This is a genomic window from Mesorhizobium sp. P170090 (assembly GCF_057786115.1).
This window is the reverse complement of sequence record NZ_JBYNWH010000001.1, coordinates 3,301,993-3,318,528: the sequence shown is the minus strand read 5'-3', so window position 1 is coordinate 3,318,528 and position 16,536 is coordinate 3,301,993. Positions and strand designations below refer to the sequence as shown.

Annotated in this window: 15 protein-coding genes; 5 read left to right on the top strand and 10 right to left on the bottom strand. The window is 63.6% G+C overall.

Going from position 1 to position 16,536, the window contains the following annotated elements:
- Positions 1-17 precede the first annotated feature (17 nt).
- The 3 genes from AC3EML_RS15810 to AC3EML_RS15800 form a co-directional block, all read right to left on the bottom strand.
- A complete protein-coding gene (locus tag AC3EML_RS15810; protein ID WP_488505253.1) occupies positions 18-2,132 on the bottom strand; it encodes an EAL domain-containing protein in 2,115 nt (704 codons plus the stop codon).
- Between the two features lie 145 nt (positions 2,133-2,277).
- A complete protein-coding gene (locus AC3EML_RS15805) occupies positions 2,278-2,835 on the bottom strand; it encodes an RNA polymerase sigma factor (RefSeq protein ID WP_352520996.1) in 558 nt (185 codons plus the stop codon).
- A 150-nt stretch (positions 2,836-2,985) separates the two neighbouring features.
- Positions 2,986-3,375 carry a DUF427 domain-containing protein gene (locus AC3EML_RS15800; protein ID WP_023671430.1) on the bottom strand — a complete coding sequence of 130 codons (390 nt, stop codon included), beginning with the start codon at positions 3,373-3,375 and terminating at the stop codon, positions 2,986-2,988.
- A gap of 816 nt (positions 3,376-4,191) precedes the next feature.
- Between AC3EML_RS15800 and AC3EML_RS15795 the strand changes: the two genes are divergently transcribed.
- From AC3EML_RS15795 to AC3EML_RS15780, 4 genes are read left to right on the top strand one after another with little or no spacing between them, the layout of a single operon-like run.
- Positions 4,192-4,683, top strand: a complete 492-nt coding sequence (locus AC3EML_RS15795) for a Csu type fimbrial protein (RefSeq protein ID WP_023671429.1) — start codon at positions 4,192-4,194, stop codon at positions 4,681-4,683.
- 27 nt (positions 4,684-4,710) lie between these two features.
- Positions 4,711-5,433: a fimbrial biogenesis chaperone gene (locus tag AC3EML_RS15790; protein WP_031215130.1), complete on the top strand. Its 723-nt coding sequence runs from the start codon at positions 4,711-4,713 to the stop codon at positions 5,431-5,433.
- The gene (locus AC3EML_RS15785; RefSeq protein WP_352460556.1) at positions 5,405-7,828 is read left to right on the top strand and encodes a fimbria/pilus outer membrane usher protein; all 2,424 of its coding nucleotides are present in this window, start codon (positions 5,405-5,407) and stop codon (positions 7,826-7,828) included. The genes AC3EML_RS15790 and AC3EML_RS15785 overlap by 29 nt, the downstream gene beginning before the upstream one ends.
- A gap of 14 nt (positions 7,829-7,842) precedes the next feature.
- Positions 7,843-8,787, top strand: coding sequence for a Csu type fimbrial protein (locus tag AC3EML_RS15780; protein ID WP_352520997.1), 945 nt, complete (start codon positions 7,843-7,845; stop codon positions 8,785-8,787).
- Here AC3EML_RS15780 and AC3EML_RS15775 read toward each other — a convergent pair.
- The 7 genes from AC3EML_RS15775 to AC3EML_RS15745 all read right to left on the bottom strand — a co-directional run bounded on the left by AC3EML_RS15775 (position 8,781) and on the right by AC3EML_RS15745 (position 15,619).
- The gene (locus AC3EML_RS15775) at positions 8,781-9,770 is read right to left on the bottom strand and encodes a branched-chain amino acid ABC transporter permease (protein WP_352520998.1); all 990 of its coding nucleotides are present in this window, start codon (positions 9,768-9,770) and stop codon (positions 8,781-8,783) included. The two genes, AC3EML_RS15780 and AC3EML_RS15775, sit on opposite strands and share 7 nt — an antisense overlap.
- A gap of 1 nt (position 9,771) precedes the next feature.
- Positions 9,772-10,659, bottom strand: a complete 888-nt coding sequence (locus AC3EML_RS15770) for a branched-chain amino acid ABC transporter permease (RefSeq protein WP_023671423.1) — start codon at positions 10,657-10,659, stop codon at positions 9,772-9,774.
- 171 nt (positions 10,660-10,830) lie between these two features.
- Positions 10,831-11,535 carry an ABC transporter ATP-binding protein gene (locus tag AC3EML_RS15765; protein ID WP_352520999.1) on the bottom strand — a complete coding sequence of 235 codons (705 nt, stop codon included), beginning with the start codon at positions 11,533-11,535 and terminating at the stop codon, positions 10,831-10,833.
- On the bottom strand, positions 11,532-12,323 hold the full coding sequence (locus AC3EML_RS15760) for an ABC transporter ATP-binding protein (RefSeq protein ID WP_352460554.1): 792 nt from the start codon (positions 12,321-12,323) through the stop codon (positions 11,532-11,534). The genes AC3EML_RS15765 and AC3EML_RS15760 overlap by 4 nt, the downstream gene beginning before the upstream one ends.
- 14 nt (positions 12,324-12,337) lie before the next feature.
- Positions 12,338-13,546, bottom strand: coding sequence for an ABC transporter substrate-binding protein (locus AC3EML_RS15755; RefSeq protein ID WP_352521000.1), 1,209 nt, complete (start codon positions 13,544-13,546; stop codon positions 12,338-12,340).
- A gap of 207 nt (positions 13,547-13,753) precedes the next feature.
- The gene (locus tag AC3EML_RS15750; protein ID WP_352521001.1) at positions 13,754-14,812 is read right to left on the bottom strand and encodes a GSU2403 family nucleotidyltransferase fold protein; all 1,059 of its coding nucleotides are present in this window, start codon (positions 14,810-14,812) and stop codon (positions 13,754-13,756) included.
- Between the two features lie 210 nt (positions 14,813-15,022).
- Complete coding sequence (locus AC3EML_RS15745) at positions 15,023-15,619, bottom strand: YdeI/OmpD-associated family protein (protein WP_031204812.1); 597 nt, start codon at positions 15,617-15,619, stop codon at positions 15,023-15,025.
- 169 nt (positions 15,620-15,788) lie between these two features.
- Here AC3EML_RS15745 and AC3EML_RS15740 point away from each other — a divergent pair, with 169 nt between their 5' ends.
- Positions 15,789-16,403 (top strand): hypothetical protein, encoded by a 615-nt coding sequence (locus AC3EML_RS15740; RefSeq protein ID WP_023693763.1) that lies wholly within the window; start codon positions 15,789-15,791, stop codon positions 16,401-16,403.
- Positions 16,404-16,536: the final 133 nt, after the last annotated feature.

The window sequence follows — 16,536 nt, the reverse complement described above, 5'->3', positions numbered from 1 at the left end:
CGAGGCGATGAGAGCCGTCAGCCGAAGCGCTTTTCCGGTGACTGTCCGCTGGCCGGTGACTGTTCGCCGGCCCGCGCGACGATCGCCTCAAGCGGCTCCGGCCGGTGCAGCAGAAAACCCTGGCCATAGGCCACGCCCATGCCGCGCAGAATGTCGAGCGCTTCCTGCTGCTCGATCTTTTCGGCCACCACCGCGCAGCCGAGACTTTTGGCGATGCCCGCTATGGCCGAGACGATCTCGCGGTCGAAACGGCTTTCCGCGATATTCTCGATGAACGAGCCGTCGATCTTGATCTGATCGACCGGAAAGCGCCGCAAATATTCGAACGAGCTCATGCCGGCGCCGAAATCGTCGAGGCTGACACGGCATTGCCGCTCGCGCGCCTTGCGCACGAACTGCTCGGCGGCGTCGAAATTGGTTACGGCCGCGGTCTCGGTGATCTCGAAGCCGATGCCGGAATGCGGCGCCCCGGTCTCGGCGATGACGGCGTCGACGAAATCCCATAGCAGCGGATCGCTCAGCGTCTGCGCCGACAGGTTGAAGCCGAGCAAGATGGCGCCTGAGCGCATCGCCTCGCCATGCTGCGAAAGCGCTGTCCTGATGATCCAGCGGTCCAGCCGCGAGGCAATGCCGAAGCGCTCGGCGACCGGAATGAATTCGTTGGGCGGGATCAGCTTGCCATTGCGCCCGGCAAGCCGCGCCAGCACCTCGACATGGCGGCTCTCCTGCCAAGGCTGGCCCAGAAGATGGATCTCCTGGCCGAACAGTTTCAGCCGCCCGTCATCCATGGCGTCGACAGTGTCGGCGGCGACACGCGCCGCGTTGAGGCCGCCGGAGCCCGACGCCGCATCGGCCGAAAACACCGCGAAGCGATTGCGCCCGGCCGCCTTGGCCGCATAGCAGGCGTCGTCGGCGCAGGCCAACGCATCGGCAACCGTGGTGGTGGTGTCCTCGACGAAGGCGATGCCGATGCTGGCCGCGAGCTTTCGCGAGGTCGCCGGCAGTCCGAGGTCGGCGTCACGGACCGCCGCAAGGATGGCGCCGGCCAGCGCCTCGGCCTTGGCCGATTGGCAATTGGGCACCAGCAGCGCGAACTCGTCGCCGCCGAGGCGCGCGGCACGTGCCGATGCCGGCAGGCAGCCCAGAATACCGGCGGCGACACCCTTCAGCGCCAGGTCGCCGGCGGCGTGGCCGGCGAAGTCGTTGAGCGCCTTGAAGTAGTCGAGATCGACGTAAAACACCGCCAGCGGCAAAGCCCGCTCGGTGGCGATGTGCACGGCCAGCAGCCGGTCGAAGGCGGCACGGTTCAAGAGGCCCGTCAGCGCATCGTGGTGAGCGGCGTAGGCGAGTTCCCGCTCGCGTTTCTTGTCCTCGGTGATATCGCGCACGGTGCCGAGAATCTGGCCCGCTGTCTCAGGCGCCGCGATGAAGCGCACCAGCAATTCGACATGGCGGATTTCGCCGTCGCGCCTGACGATGCGGTATTGCGCGGCGACGACGCCGTCGGTCGAAAGCGGCGCCAGATGGGCGCGCTCTGCGGCATCCTTGTCGTCGGGGTGCAGATAGGAATGCCAGAGGTCGGCGGCCACCTCGTCGGTGTCGGCGACCAGGCCGAATATCTCCCTGGTGCGGGCGTCCCAATAGCTCTTGTTGGCGTCGATATCGTGATGCCAGATGCCGGTGCCGCTGGCCGCCAGCGCCAGGCGAAAGCGCACATTGACCCGCTCCAGTTCGGCTTCCGCCTCTTTCTGCCGGCTGATGTCGGTCTGCACGCCCATCAGCCTGACCGGCTTGCCCGTCTCGTCACGCTCGACAATGCCGCCGCGGTCCAGCACCCAGATCCAGTGGCCGTCCTTGTGCTTGAGGCGCAGCTCGGTCTCGATCGAGGCGGTCAGGCCGGAAATGTGCCGCTCGCCGCTGGCCAGCGCCCGCTGGCGGTCGTCGGGATGCGTCAGCTTCAGCCAGAGGTCGTCGCTGTTGGCAAGCTCGCCATCCTCATAACCCAGCATGTGCGACCAGGTCGGCGAATAGAAACAGTCGCCGCTCAAAATATTCCAGTCCCATACGCCGAGATGAGCGCGTTCGAGCGCAAGCGCCCAGAATTCGCCGTTGCGTATTTTCTCTTCAGCCATGCCCTGGTTTCGCTCACTCCGTCGCCGCCACTATGCACGCAAGCAGAGAAGAAACCGTTACCGGGTGCGCCGCGCCCACAGTGCGGACAAGGCCTGCAATCGTGCCGGACCATGCCGTAAGGCGTCATCATGCGATTGGGGCTCGTCATGCCATTGGCGCCCTGATTGGAACCGCCCTGGCCGGGCCTGGCTCGACGATCCTTATCGCGCGGCGGCGCGCATTGTCCTCAAGCAGGCCGCGCAGTTCCTCACGGCCGCGCGCGATGCGCGACATCAGGGTGCCGGCCGGCACGCCGAGCATCTCGGCGGCCTCGGCATAGGAGAAGCCCTCGATGGCGACCATGGTCAGCGCGGCACGGCGGTCCGGGCTGATCGCCTGCAGCGCGGTGATGATCTCGCGCGCGGCTACGTTCTCCAGCTGGTCGGCGGGAGAGGCCTGCACCTCGCCGGCCTCCAGCGGCAGCATCGAGGCCTCGCCTCGCCGGTTCACCTTGCGCATCTGGTCGATGAACAGATGATGCATGATCGTGAACAGCCATTTTCGCGGGCTCTCTCCCGTCTGCCAGTTGTCCAGCCGCAGCAGCGCCCGCTCCAGGCAGTCCTGGACGAGATCGTCGGCGGAATCGCGGTCGCGCAGCAGCGAGCGCGCATAGCGGCGCAGGCGCGGGATTTCGTCGAGAATTGCTCTCTGCTTTTCGTCCATGACCTTTTGTCTTCGTTTCGGCATGCCGTTGCCGCAAAACCGCTGCGCCCCCGGGTGAGGACAGCTTTGGCTGATCTGAAAAATTCCTCTGTTCATGCCTGTCGTCGGCTCCAAAAACGCTGGCCACTTTTGGGCGACAGGCATGACGCGCTAGCGCGGCGTGGCGTCGATGGCGACCCGGTCGGGATAGAAGGCGCCGTGGGCGCGAATCTCGGCCATCTCGTCGAAGGGCTGCTCATAGGCCCACATCGCATCGTTGCCGGTTTCACCCGCCGGCAGCACGTTCCAGTAGCTGGCGTCACCCTTGTAGGGGCACAGCGTCGACCGCTCCGTCTTCTTGAGCTTGCGGAAGTCGATGTCCTCGAACGGGATGTAGAAGGAGAAGGGATGGGGCGGCTCGGTCACCATTTTGGCTTTTGCCGAGGAAGCGATGATGTTGCCGCTTGCAAACACGACGACACGCCCGTTGAAGGGCTCGACGGTGATCACCTTGCCGGGATTGCGCCTGAAGCCGGGTGACGGGTTCGCATGCTGATCCATGACTGCTCTCCTTGTCCGCTGGTGGTTCGATGCCGGTCGACGGCGTCAGCTCTCACTGGTCACTGATGGGCCGGCGACAGCCGTCACGCGCGACAGCTTCTGGCGCTTTTCGAGCTTTGGCTTTTCATAGGTCTTCTTCATCGTTCTTCCTTTTCTGACGTCTGGCAGCCGGTCCGCGCGGCTACCGGCCGTACGATCATGGCTCCAAGGGACAACAGGCGCATCTCCCGTCCGGCCGATGCGCCGCCGAAGAAATCGGGGTCAGCGTGGCAAGAATGATTCGCATCGCCGCGATCCGACGGCGGTGGATTTATCTCAGCCGGGACGGCCATGCTTGGGCCGGGCGGAACACGGTTTTGGCGAATGCGGCCCTGTCAGCATGATCGCAAGGCTTGGACAGGCTGGAACAGCCACCCGCGCGGCTATATGGCGATGGCTGCTTGGCGCCGGTGCACGCCGCGAAATATCGATAATAAAGGACGGCAGGTGAGACTCTACAAAATTAAGATGATCTGCCAGATATTTTCGCCTTTTCCGCACGAGAACTAAAATAAATTATCGACAGACGAACTTTCACTTTGGAAAAATGTCCATTTTATCTCTGTTAACCAAATATTAACCAAAATTATCCGATACATACCGAAGTTATTCGCTGTCGCAATCCGAATCTAAGTTGTAATAATAATTGCACAGTTCGCTTGTGACATTACTGTACCGTTGATGTCTTGCGAAGCATGCAGCGGAGGAGCTGTAGGGGTGAAATCCGGGTCAAGACCGTTTTGCGAAGAACGATCTGCCCCGACGGAGGGCCATCGCATGAGATTGCTAAAATACGCGCTGCTGCTGGGTGGGTCGCTGCTTGCAACCCTTCCCGCGACCTCCACCGTCTTGACCACCAACTTTAACGTGAAGATCACGATCACAAACGAATGCAAGATCCTGACGGCTAGCGATCTTATTTTCGGTTCGCACGGTATCATTGATACCAATGTGGACCAGACCAGCACCATTGGCGTGCAATGCACCGCCGGACAGACCTACGTCGTGGGTCTGGGTCTCGGAAATGGCGCGGGCACAACCGTCGGGAGTCGCAAGATGACCGGGCCGGGCGCAGCGGTGGTCAACTATAGTCTTTACCAGGATGGCGGCCATGCGCAGGTCTGGGGCATCACATCCGGCACCGACACGCAAGCGGGAACCGGCAATGGCAGCGTCCAGAGCCTCACGGTCTACGGGCGCGTTCCGATCCAGCCGACACCGGTGGCGGGCGACTATGCGGACATCGTTCAGGTCACCCTAACCTACTGATTATCGGCACCAATTACGAGGAAGACCATGCGATCCATGCTTTCATGCATTGGCGCCACGGCTCTTTTATTGCTCTGCGCCGGGACGTCACACGCTGCCTCGCTGAGAGTAGCGCCGACAGGCCTCGAACTGATCGCTCCCGACAGCGCGGCGGTTCTCAACCTCGCCAACGATGACGCCAAGCGGCCGATCAATGTGCAGATCCGGGTCTTCGCATGGAGCCAGGCCGGCGGCATCGAAACGCTGACGCCGACCACGGACGTGGTCGCCAGCCCACCATCGACCAAACTCGGACCCAATGCCCAATACGTGGTTCGCGTCGTGCGCGTGTCGAAGGCGCCGGTGCGGGCCGAGGAAAGCTACCGCGTCATCGTCGACGAACTGCCGGACCCCTCACGCAAGAAGGCCGGTACGGTCGCGCTCGCGCTTCGCTATTCGGTGCCGGTGTTTTTCCGCAATGCCGATGCAGCGGCGCCGGCAGTTGCGTGGAGCATTTCGCGCAAGGGCGGCGGCCTTGTGCTGACCGCCAGCAACAGCGGCGAAAGTCGCCTCCGCCTGTCCAACCTATCCCTGACCCAGAACGGCAAGAAGCTTGGCAGCCGAAACGGACTCGTCGGTTATGTCCTGGGCGGCGCCACCATGCAGTGGCCGATCGGCAGCAGCAAATCACTGTCCGCGGGCTCGGTGCTTTTGAAGGCACAGAGCGATCTTGGACCTTTCGATGCCAAAGTTGCCGTCAAGGGCCGCTAGCACCGCGATTGTCGTCGCGCTCGCGACTTTCACACCTTGCCCGGCAGTGAACTCGCAAGAGCTGCCGGCCGTGACGAACCCTGAAGAGCCTGAATCCGTTTTGCCAGCCGGCCGCAGCCTCTATCTGGAGGTGTTCATCAACGACGCCTCGACGAAACTGATCGGCAATTTCACCGAAATGCCGGGCGGCGGCCTGGCGGCGACTCCGGAAGAGCTGAAAGGGGTCGGCCTGAAGCCGCCGGAGGGCGTAGCCGACGCCGGCGGCCTGGTCAGGCTCGACCAGCTGGCGGACGTGTCGTTTCAGGTCGACGAGGCCACGCAGCGCCTCTATGTCACGGCGGCCGATGACAGCCGAGAGGCGCGCATCGTCGATCTCGGCTTACGCTTGCAGGAGGACCGGCCGGCGCCGCAGTCGGGCTTGGGCGCGGTTCTCAACTATTCGCTGTTTGCCAGCTCCAACTCATTGTTCGACAAGGACGTCGAGCTGTTCCAGGGCGTTTCCGGCGGTTTCGATGCGCGCGTGTTCAGCCCCTACGGGACGCTCAGCCAATCCTTCATCGCCGGCTATTCCGACGGCAGGCTGGGTGGCTTCACCCGGCTCAATACGACCTGGAGCTATTCCGACCCCGACCGGCTGATGACCTACCGAGCCGGCGACTTCATCTCCGGCGGATTGTCGTGGACGCGTCCGGTCTATCTCGGCGGTATCCAGGCGCAACGCAACTTCCACCTGCGATCGGACCTGGTGACGCTGCCCCTGCCCTCCTTCGCCGGCACCGCGGCGGTGCCGTCGACGCTGGAGGTCTATACGCAGAACGTGCGCACCTATTCCGGCGACATCCAGCCCGGGCCGTTCCAGGTCACCAACCTGCCGGTGTTCACCGGCGCCGGACAGGCGCAGGTGGTGTTGCGCGACAGCCTCGGCCGCGAGACCACGGCCACCTTGCCATTCTATGCCTCCAGCATGCTGCTGCGCCAGGGACTGCTCGACTTTTCCGTGGAGGCAGGGATGGCGCGGCGCAATTTCGGCATCTCCTCCGACGATTACGACGGCCGCGTCATGGGGGTCGCCACGGCGCGTTACGGCGTGACCGACCGGCTGACATTGGAAGCCCATGCCGAGGGCGGCGCCGACCTGATCAATGGCGGCATAGGCGCTGCCTTCCCGCTCGGGGCATATGGCGCGGCTTCGCTGGCAGTCGCCGGCAGCCATCATGACGGGCGCACCGGTTCGCTGGTCGATGCCAGGGCCGAGTTCGGTTATGACGGCTGGGCGGTCAATGCCCGCATGCAGCGGGCGTTCGGCGGCTATGATGACATCGCTTCGGTGACGGCACAGCCGGTCATACTCGATCCAGATGATTTCACCCGTTTCAGCGCCGGTGTGCCGCGGGCGGTCGACCAGGTGACGCTCAGCGTGCCGATGCCGATCGATTTCTCCAGCCTCAACTTCTCCTATACCCACCTCAAGGATGCCGAAGGCGAGACCAGCCAGATCGTCGGCCTCTCCTATAGTCAGGCGATCTTCAAGCGCAGCACGCTCTATGCCACGGCCTTCGCCGATCTCGACGACGGCGACAGTTATGGCATCTTTGCGGGGATTTCGATCCCGTTCAATGACGACGTCATGGCGTCGACGGGTGTCGAGCATGGGCCTGACGGCCTCAATATCGTGGCCGACCTCGCCAAATCGGAGCGGGCCGAGGACGGCAGCATCGGCTGGCGGCTGCGCACCTCGGAGGGCGAGGTCCCCAATCGTTCGGCAGCGGTCAGCTACCGCGCGCCGTTTGCGCGTTTCGAGGCCGGCGCCCAGCAATTCGACAAGGACTTTCGCGTGACCGGACAGATGGACGGCGCCATTGCGGTCGCAGGCGGCGGTGTGTTCGCCACCAACCGCATCGACGATGCCTTTGCCGTCGTCGATGTCGGCACGCCGGACGTCGAGGTCCTGCATCAGAACCGGCCGGTGGGGAAGACCGACAGCAAAGGCCGCATCCTGGTCACCGGGCTGAATTCCTATGAGCCCAACACGGTGTCGATAGACCCGAAGAACCTGCCCGTCGACGCCGATATTCCGACCACCAAGGAGACTGTCGTTCCGGCCGACCGCAACGGCGTCGTGCTGAAGTTCGGCGTGTCGGAGGCGGCGCAGGCCGCGCTGGTGACGCTGGTCGACCCGAGCGGCACGCCGCTCGAAGCCGGGCTTGCCGGCCGCGTCGACGGCGGCACGGAAGATTTCGTCGTCGGCTATGATGGGCAGGCCTACATCAAGGGCCTCGGCAAGCAGAATGCGGTGGTGGTCGGTCTGGCGGACGGCAGCTCGTGCCGAGCGGATTTCCCGTTCGAAGCGGTGCGAGGCCGGCAAGTGACGATCAAGGATGTGGTGTGCCAATGAAAATCCCAGGCCAAATGATGCGCGCTGCAGTCGTTATAATCCTCGTACTGCTGCCGTCGCTGGCCCGGGCGCAGAGCTGCACCGGTACCGTCACCGACATGAATTTCGGTCTCATCGACACGCTGTCGGCCACCGCAGCCACCGCGACGGCGACACTCAACATGAATTGCACCGGCGGCGTGGTGCGCATCCTGTTCTGTCCGCATATCGGCGCCGGCAGTGGGGGTGCTACCTCGGCGGCAGCCAGGCAGATGGCGAGCGGCGCCAACAGCCTTAACTACCAGCTCTATTCAGACCCCGGAATGAGCGTCGTGTGGGGTTCCTATACCTGGGCCTATGCATCGCGCCCGCCGCCGCAGGTGCTGGTGCCCATTCTCATCGGCAATGCATCCGGCAGCGCCACGATCTACGCTCGGGTGACCGGCGGCCAGTCAGCGGTTCCGCCGGGCACCTATCAGTCGATATTTTCGGGCATCCACGTCGAGTTTCGCTACCAGAACGACCTGCTCGGCAACAGCTGCAACACCGGCTTCGGTCTGACGGCGCCCGATCCGACCTTCACCATCAACGCCACGGTCCAGGCAAACTGCCTGGTCACCACCCAGAACATCGATTTTGGCTCAAAGGGCGTGCTCACCGCTAATGCCGATGCCACCGGCCAGGTCTCGGTGACCTGCACGCCGTCGACCGCCTATACGGTTTCCCTGGATGGCGGCACGACAGGCGGCACGCCGACCAACCGCAAGATGTCGAAGGGGGCCGAGCGGGTCACCTACGGCCTCTACAAGGACATTGCGCGCGCGCAGCCCTGGGGTGATGCCGGAACGCCGGGAAGCACGGTGGCCGGCACCGGAACCGGTACGGCCCAGGCGCTCACCGTCTATGGCCGCGTGCCGCCGCAGACGACGCCCTCGGCCGGCGTCTACACCGACACGGTGGTGGTGACCATCACCTATTGATCGCGGCCCTCCTCGCCGTTGGCGGCCGGCGCCAGCCAGCGCGCGTAAATCTCGCCGACGATGCCGCGGCGAAAGACCAGCACGCAGATCATGAAGATCAGGCCGGTGGCGATGGTCACCGGGAAGCCGGAGGTGGCGAGGGTGTTTTCCAGCCCGACTACCAGGCCGGCGCCGACTACAGGACCGACCATGGTGCCGATGCCGCCGAGCAGTGTCATCAGGATCACCTCGCCCGACATCTGCCAGGTGACATCGGTCAGCGTCGCGAACTGGAAGACGATCGCCTTGGTGGCGCCGGCAAGCCCAGCAAGGGCTGCCGACATGACGAAGGCGGCGAGCTTGTAGCGGCCGACCGAATAGCCCAGCGAGATGGCGCGGTTCTCGTTCTCGCGGATCGAACGCAGGATCATGCCGAAGGGCGAGTTGACGATGCGCCAGACGGCGAAGACGCCGATGAGGAAGACGGCAAGCACGACGAAATACATGTTGAGCGTGACGTTGAGATCGACGATGCCGAACAGATGCCCGCGCGGCACGCCCTGTATGCCGTCCTCGCCTTCGGTGAACGGCGCCTGGACACAGAAGAAATAAAACATCTGCGCCAGCGCCAGCGTGATCATCGAGAAATAGATGCCTTGCCGGCGGATGGCGAGGAAGCCCATGACCAGGCCGAGCACGGCCGCTCCGGCGGTGCCGAGCAGGATGCCGGCCTCGGGCGGCCAGCCCCATGCCTTGACGGCGTAGGCGCAGAAATAGGCGGCGGCGCCGTAGAAGGTGGCGTGGCCGAACGACAACAGCCCGGTGTAGCCGAGCAGCAGGTTGAAGGCGCAGGCAAACAGCGCGAAGCACAGCATCTTCATCAGGAAGATCGGATAGACGAAGAAGGGCGCGGCTATCAGCGCCAGTATGGCCAATGCCAGCAATACCCGCTCCAGCCGCACGGAGGCGGCGGTGCGCTGTTGGTGAAGGGTTGCCTCGCTCATCTCAGGCGTCCCTTCCGAACAGGCCGGCGGGGCGCAGGAGCAGCACGACCGCCATGATGACGAAGACGACGAGGTTCGACGCCTCGGGATAGAACACCTTGGTCAGGCCCTCGGCGAGGCCAAGCATATAGCCGGTGACGATGGCCCCGAGGATCGAACCCATGCCGCCGACCACGACGACGGCAAAGACGACGATGATGATATCGGAGCCCATCAGCGGACTGACCTGGTAGACGGGCGCGGCGAGAATACCGGCAAGGCCGGCGAGCGCCGCGCCGAGCCCATAGGTGAGCGTCAGCAGCAGCGGCACGTTGACGCCGAAGGCCTGCACCAGCTCGGGATTTTCGGTCGCGGCGCGCAGATAGGAGCCGAGCCTGGTCTTTTCGATCAGGAGCCAGGTGCCGATGCAGATAATGAGCGAGGCCACCACCACCCAGCCGCGATAGTTGGGCAGGAACATGAAGCCGAGATTGGTGCCGCCGGCAAGCTGCGCCGGAACGGCATAAGGGTTGCCCGACACGCCGTAGTAGAAACGGAACACGCCTTCGATGACCAGCGCCAGTCCGAAGGTGAACAGCAGCCCGTAGAGCGGATCCAGGCGGTAGAGCCGCGACAGCGCCACGCGCTCGACCGCCATGCCGAAGACGCCGACGATGAGCGGAACCAGGAGCAGCGCCGGCCAGTAGCCGATGCCGAGATGGACGAGCAGCAGGTAACCGATGAAGGCGCCGAGCATATAGAGTGCGCCATGGGCGAAATTGATGATCCGCAGCAGGCCGAAGATGACGGCCAGGCCGAGGCTCAGCATGGCGTAGAAGGAGCCGTTGATCAGCCCGACCAGCATCTGGCCGAGCAAGGCCTGGACGGGGATGCCGAAGATCATGGTCATGGCGCCGTCACCGAGGGTGTTGCAAGCGGGATGCATCTGTGCGGCACGTACCCCCACCCGGACCTTCGGTCCGACCTCCCCACAAGGGGGAGGTAGGGCGGTGGCCCTCCCCCTTGTGGGGAGGGTCGCTGCGCAGCAGCGGGGTGGGGGTACTGCCGTGGGCTGTCGTCATCATACCCCCAACACCTCGTGCAGCTGTTGCGTGTGAGCGGCAAGCTCGCTTACGGCAAAACCCTCCACCACCTTGCCGTGCTCCATCAGGTAGAAGCGGTCGGCGATGCGGGCGGCGAAGCGGAAATTCTGCTCGACGAGCAGGATGGTCATGCCGCGCTTTTTCAAGGTCGCCAGCAGTTCGCCGATGCGCTGGACGATGACCGGCGCCAGGCCTTCGGTCGGCTCGTCGAGCAGCAGCAGCTGCACGCCCGTCCGCAGGATGCGGGCGATGGCCAGCATCTGCTGTTCGCCGCCGGAGAGTTTGGTGCCGGGGCTGTTGCGGCGCTCCTTGAGGTTGGGGAAGAGGTCGAAAATCTCCTCGACGCTCATGCCGCCCTTGGCCACCACCGGCGGCAGGATCAGGTTCTCGTCGACGGTGAGCGTGGCGAAGATGCCGCGTTCCTCCGGCACGAAGCCGATGCCGCGATGGGCAACACGATGCAGCGGCAGGCGCATCAGGTCGCTGCCATCGAAGGCGACGCTGCCGCTGCGCTTGCGGACCAGCCCCATGATGGCGCGCAGCGTTGTGGTCTTGCCGACGCCGTTGCGGCCGAGCAGCGTCACGGTCTCACCGCGAAAAACGTCGAGGTTGACGCCATGCAGCGCATGGCCCTCGCCATACCAGGCATGGAGATCGCGCACGGCAAGCAGCGGCTCACTCATGCTCGGTCCCCCTGCTCGGTCCCCATGTAGGCGACCCTGACGCGCTCATCGTTGCTCACCGTCGCGTAGTCGCCGGCGGCGAGCACCTGGCCGCGCTGCATGACGGTGATCCAGTCGCAGAGGTCGGCGACGACGGTGAGATTGTGCTCGACCATCAGCACGGCGCGGTCCGTTGCCAGCGAGCGGATGATGCCGGAAATGACGCCGACATCCTCGTGCCCCATGCCGGCCATCGGCTCGTCGAGCAGCAGCACTTTCGGGTCGAGCGCCAGCGTGGTGGCGATCTCGAGCACGCGCTTTCGGCCATAGGAGAGATCGCCGGCCGGACGATGCGCGACATCGTCGAGACCGACGACGGCAAGCAGTTCGCGCGCCCGTGGAGTCAGTTGGTCAAGCGCGGCCAGCGAGCGCCAGAACTGGAAGCCGAGCCCGCTCGGCCGCTGCAAGGCGACGCGGACATTGTCGAGCACGCTCAGATGCGGAAAGATCGCCGATATCTGGAACGAGCGGACGAGACCCATGCGCGCCACCCTGGCCGGCGCGGTGCGGGTGATGTCGTTGCCCAACAGTTCGATCCTGCCGCTGCTCGGCTGCAGGAACTTGGTCAAGAGGTTGAAGATCGTCGTCTTGCCGGCGCCGTTCGGCCCGATCAGTGCATGGATCTGGCCGTGATGGACGTCGAGGTCGACATTGTTGACGGCGACGAAACCGGCAAAATCGCGCCGCAGGCCGCGGGCGGAGAGCACCACCCGCGGCTTGATTTCGGCACCGTCCGGCTGGACGGCCACGGCTTGCGCCAGCGTCACTTGGTGACGAGCGGGCAGCCGCTGTCTTCAGCCTTGATGAAGGCCTTGTCGCCCGGAATGGTCGCAAGGTAGGTGTAGTAGTCCCAGTCCTTCTTCGACTCCTCGGGCTTTTTGACCTGATAGAGATACATGTCGTGCACCATCGAGCCGTCGGCCTGTACCTTGCCGTTGGCGTTGATGATGTCGTCGACGGGCATTTCATGGAGTTGCTTGGCGACCGCCTCGGTTTCGTCGGTGCCGGCCTTGTCGATGGCCTTGAGATATTGCAGCACCGCCGAATAGGTGCCGGCCTGGATCATGTTGGGCATGCGGTTGGTGCGCTTGAAGAAGCGCCCGGCGAAGTCGCGGCTCTTGTCGTCGCGGTCCCAGTAAAACCCTTCGGTGAGCACCACGCCCTGCGCCGCCTGCAGGCCGAGGCCGTGCACCTCGGCAAGCGTGAACAGAAGTGCTGCCAGCCGCTGGCCGCCGGCGACGATGCCGAACTCGGCCGCCTGCTTGATGGTATTGGAGGTGTCGAGGCCGGCATTGGCAAGGCCGATAACCTTGGCGCCGGAGGACCGCGCCTGCAGCAGGAAGGAGGAATAATCCGTCGATCCCAAGGGGTAACGCACCTCGCCCAGCACTTTGCCGCCGCTTGCCTCAACAACCTTTGAGGTCTGCTCCTTCAGCGAATAGCCGAAGGCATAGTCGACGGTGATGAAATACCAGCTGTCGCCGCCCTGCTGCACAAGCGCGCCGCCGGTGCCGACCGCCTGCGAGTGGGTATCGTAAGCCCAGTGGAAACCATAGGGCGAGCATTGCTTGCCGGTCAGGTCGGCCGATGCCGCTCCGGTAACGATGTCGATCTTCTTCTTTTCCTTGGACAACCCCTGGACGGCGAGCGCCACCGAGGATGTCGTCAGTTCCATGATCGCGTCGACCTGTTCGGTGTCGTACCACTGGCGCGCAATGTTGGAGGCAATGTCGGGCTTGTTCTGGTGATCGGCGTTGACGATCTCGATCGGCGCGCCCTGCACCTTGCCGCCAAAATCCTCGACCGCCATCCTGGCGGCCTCGACCGACCATTTGCCGCCGAAATCGGCATAGACGCCCGACTGGTCGTTGAGGATGCCGATCTTGACCTTGCCGTCGGAAATTTCGCCGGCCGCCGCCGGCATCGCAGTCGCCGCAAGCAGCACGGCTGAGACGAGATAGGATGCTTTCACAGGTGGTTCCTCCCTTGTGGCCGACGCTGGAAAACGCGGCGGCCTTGCAATGGTTCAACAACTCCGTCCGGTTCTCGCTGAAATCCGGGCCAGCGCCCGCCACTTCTCCTCTTGGCAACCCCTCCGCCCTGGGTGCGCCGGGAACCGTAGCATCACATGCGCGAGGCGAGAATGCTATTTTCGTAGCATGGCGTGCTAGCGCGGCCGCTACCAGTCGGGCTCAATTGGAAGGTCTTCGGAAAAGCCGCTCGGGCCAGGCAGAGAGAGCGTTGCGGCCGCAGCGTCCAGCAGTGGCCCCGGAAGCCCTTTGAGATGCTCGCTGTCCAGCGGAAGCGCAAGATAGCCCGTGGCAATGCGTGCAGCCGCTTCCGCCTGTTCACGATCTCTCATTGCCTTGACCGCAGACCGATCAGGCCGCGTGGCCAGCCAAGCCTTGTGCAGAGCGAACATTCGAGGGTCGACCGTCGGCATGCTTACGGGATAGCCACGCTCATCGATCGCCACAGCCTCCACCTTCGGGGCGTTGATGAGCCATTGCAGCCCCTCCATGGGTGCGCTGTCGAGGTCATCGGCAAGCTGTGTAATCGAGGTAATGGCGTTGTTCTTGAGGACATGTCTTGCCTGCGGACGGATCACGTCGACCAGATAGCCATCACGGTTCGCTGCCCTGAAGGCCCGGGGCTGGAGCGGCTTGAAGGACCTGTCCACTTTACGCAACACGCCTATCAGGCCGGACTGGCTTACCCTCTCGCCGGTCACGAAGCTGATGCGGCGTCGGGAATCGAAGAGCAGGTCAATGTCGCCGGTTGCCGTGAGACCGCTGGTGATCTGGACGCCCGCCAGAGCCTCGTAAGCGAACAGCGCATTCGTGCCGACGACCAGCAACTGCTTGCCCAGCAGGTCTGTTTCGGCGCACCGCCGCAATATCCGTGCGGCGATGGCCGGTACCCTGCCCAACCCCATTGCCACATTGACTTTCGCCAGGCCGTTCAGGCGATCGGCCAGACCTGCCAGCAGATCCTTGTTCTGCACCCTGCCCTCGGAAAACGCAGCGAACGCCTTCTCCGTCTGGCTGCTTTTCGGCCCGAGTGAATTCTCGACCTGCCGGACCTTCCGCAGCAGGTATTCAGCACCGCTGCGCTCAACCCAGCGCATGCTGCCTGCAAAGCGCCTTTGGCGCTGGTCATCAGCATGCTGCCAGGCCTCGTAGACCTGTTGCGTATCTATGAGTTGGCGCCGCTGCTCGCCGGTCAACTCTCTCAGCATCGTTTTCCACTCTTAAGCCAGGATCAAGTTAACATAGTGGAAAACTCTTAATTAACAATATGTTGTTACTTTTTTCCACTATCGCAGCTATCACCCGCACGACGAGTGGAAAATACCGTAAAGACAATATGTTATGTCCGGGCAAGCGAGGCCAGAACCTCACAAGCGGGTTTTTAGCTGCGCGCACCATGGCAGCCGCTTGCCGTCGCCTCACCGCTTCTGCGGATAGATCGTCTCGCCGCGCTTCAGCATCGCGACGAAAGCCTCGATCTTCTTCTTGCGCCCCGCCTCCGTCTTCATGTTGTGGGTGCGGAAGGCGAGCGCGAAGCGGTTTTGGGCGGAAAGCTTCGCCAGCATCTCTTTCGCCTTTGGCTCGGCATCGATGGCGGCCTGCAGATCGTCAGGGATCTTCATGTCCTTGCCTGAGGCATAGGCGCGGTCCCAGCGGCCGTCGGCCTTGGCCGCCTCGACCTGTTTCAGCCCGTGTTCGGTCATGCGGCCCTCCTCGACCAGGCGGGCGACATTGTCGATGTTGATCTTGCTCCAGATGCTCTTCTTGCCGCGCGGCGTGTAGCGCTGCAGAAAGCTCTTGTCGTCGAGCGGCTTGCGTATGGCGTCGATCCAGCCGAAGCACAGCGCCACGTCGATGGCCTGCTTCGGCGTGATCGAGGCGAGGCCCGAGCCGACCTTGTGGACCTTGATCCAGACCTCGCTCTCGCCGGCATGATTTTCGCGCAGCCAGGCGTAAAAACTGTCGGGATCGGGGAATTCATGAACCTTGTCGGGATCGACCTTGAACGGCGCCATCATCACCTCGTTGTTGCCGGGCCGGCTGTATCGGCTGTCGATGCCAGTTTCCGTCAGCGGCGTCGATACCCCCTAGCCTATTGCGAGCCGGCTTGCGCCGCAGCCGACGCCCGTGGCAGTTTCCTGCTGGTCAGCCGGGCAAGGCAGACTGCAATTCGGGGGAAATGCCATGCGAGCGATGTTACTCGGCCTCATCCTTCTGCTGCCGACCTCGGCACTGGCCGAACCGATCGAAACCCAGAAGATCATCACCGCGCTGACCGGCGACTTCAATGGCGACGGCGCCGCCGATCTGGCGATGATCGTCGAGACCGAGCCCGAAGACGATACCATGGACATGCATTTCTTCCTGAGGGACAAAAAGTACAATTTTCTGAAACCCGCCGGCGTCGTGCATGAGCAGGTCTACGGCGAATGGAACGACTACGACCAGCCGCATTATGAGGGCTCCGGCATCGAACCGGAGTTGACCTTGCTGCCCAACGGCTCGATCAAGATCTATCTGCCGGGGCTGATCGGCCCCGGCGAGCGGACCGACATGACGCTGACCATCGCCTGGCGCAACGAGGCCTTCGTCGTCGCCGGCGTTGCCTATGACCATTACAAATACCAGTCCGTTGTCGTCTACAGCAGCTGCGACTACGACGTGCTGACCGGCAAGGGCAAAAGTATGCAGACGCAGGATGATGATAGCAAGGTGAACAGTATCGTGTCTGTCGAAGGCCAGGTCGTGCCCTTCGCGGAGTGGGACACGGGGACGCCTTTTAGGGTGTGCGGGGATTGAGGGGGCAGCCAATCTCCCCCCTTGTGGGGGAGATGGCCGGCAGGGGGGCCGCTGTCCCGCCAACGCACCGGCCAGTGTCAGCCACGTTTATCCCGCGATTCTTGTCAGAAAATAGATCGAGAGGTCGCGATCC

What these genes read in the sequence shown, in the direction of transcription:
- AC3EML_RS15780 (WP_352520997.1), top strand. Translation starts at nt 7,843, where the DNA reads ATGATGCGCGCTGCAGTCGTTATAATCCTCGTACTGCTGCCGTCGCTG.
- AC3EML_RS15740 (WP_023693763.1), top strand. Translation starts at nt 15,789, where the DNA reads ATGCGAGCGATGTTACTCGGCCTCATCCTTCTGCTGCCGACCTCGGCA.
- AC3EML_RS15770 (WP_023671423.1), bottom strand. Translation starts at nt 10,659, where the DNA reads ATGACCATGATCTTCGGCATCCCCGTCCAGGCCTTGCTCGGCCAGATG.
- AC3EML_RS15795 (WP_023671429.1), top strand. Translation starts at nt 4,192, where the DNA reads ATGAGATTGCTAAAATACGCGCTGCTGCTGGGTGGGTCGCTGCTTGCA.
- AC3EML_RS15765 (WP_352520999.1), bottom strand. Translation starts at nt 11,535, where the DNA reads ATGAGTGAGCCGCTGCTTGCCGTGCGCGATCTCCATGCCTGGTATGGC.
- AC3EML_RS15810 (WP_488505253.1), bottom strand. Translation starts at nt 2,132, where the DNA reads ATGGCTGAAGAGAAAATACGCAACGGCGAATTCTGGGCGCTTGCGCTC.
- AC3EML_RS15805 (WP_352520996.1), bottom strand. Translation starts at nt 2,835, where the DNA reads ATGGACGAAAAGCAGAGAGCAATTCTCGACGAAATCCCGCGCCTGCGC.
- AC3EML_RS15785 (WP_352460556.1), top strand. Translation starts at nt 5,405, where the DNA reads ATGCCAAAGTTGCCGTCAAGGGCCGCTAGCACCGCGATTGTCGTCGCG.
- AC3EML_RS15800 (WP_023671430.1), bottom strand. Translation starts at nt 3,375, where the DNA reads ATGGATCAGCATGCGAACCCGTCACCCGGCTTCAGGCGCAATCCCGGC.
- AC3EML_RS15750 (WP_352521001.1), bottom strand. Translation starts at nt 14,812, where the DNA reads ATGCTGAGAGAGTTGACCGGCGAGCAGCGGCGCCAACTCATAGATACG.
- AC3EML_RS15775 (WP_352520998.1), bottom strand. Translation starts at nt 9,770, where the DNA reads ATGAGCGAGGCAACCCTTCACCAACAGCGCACCGCCGCCTCCGTGCGG.
- AC3EML_RS15745 (WP_031204812.1), bottom strand. Translation starts at nt 15,619, where the DNA reads ATGGCGCCGTTCAAGGTCGATCCCGACAAGGTTCATGAATTCCCCGAT.
- AC3EML_RS15790 (WP_031215130.1), top strand. Translation starts at nt 4,711, where the DNA reads ATGCGATCCATGCTTTCATGCATTGGCGCCACGGCTCTTTTATTGCTC.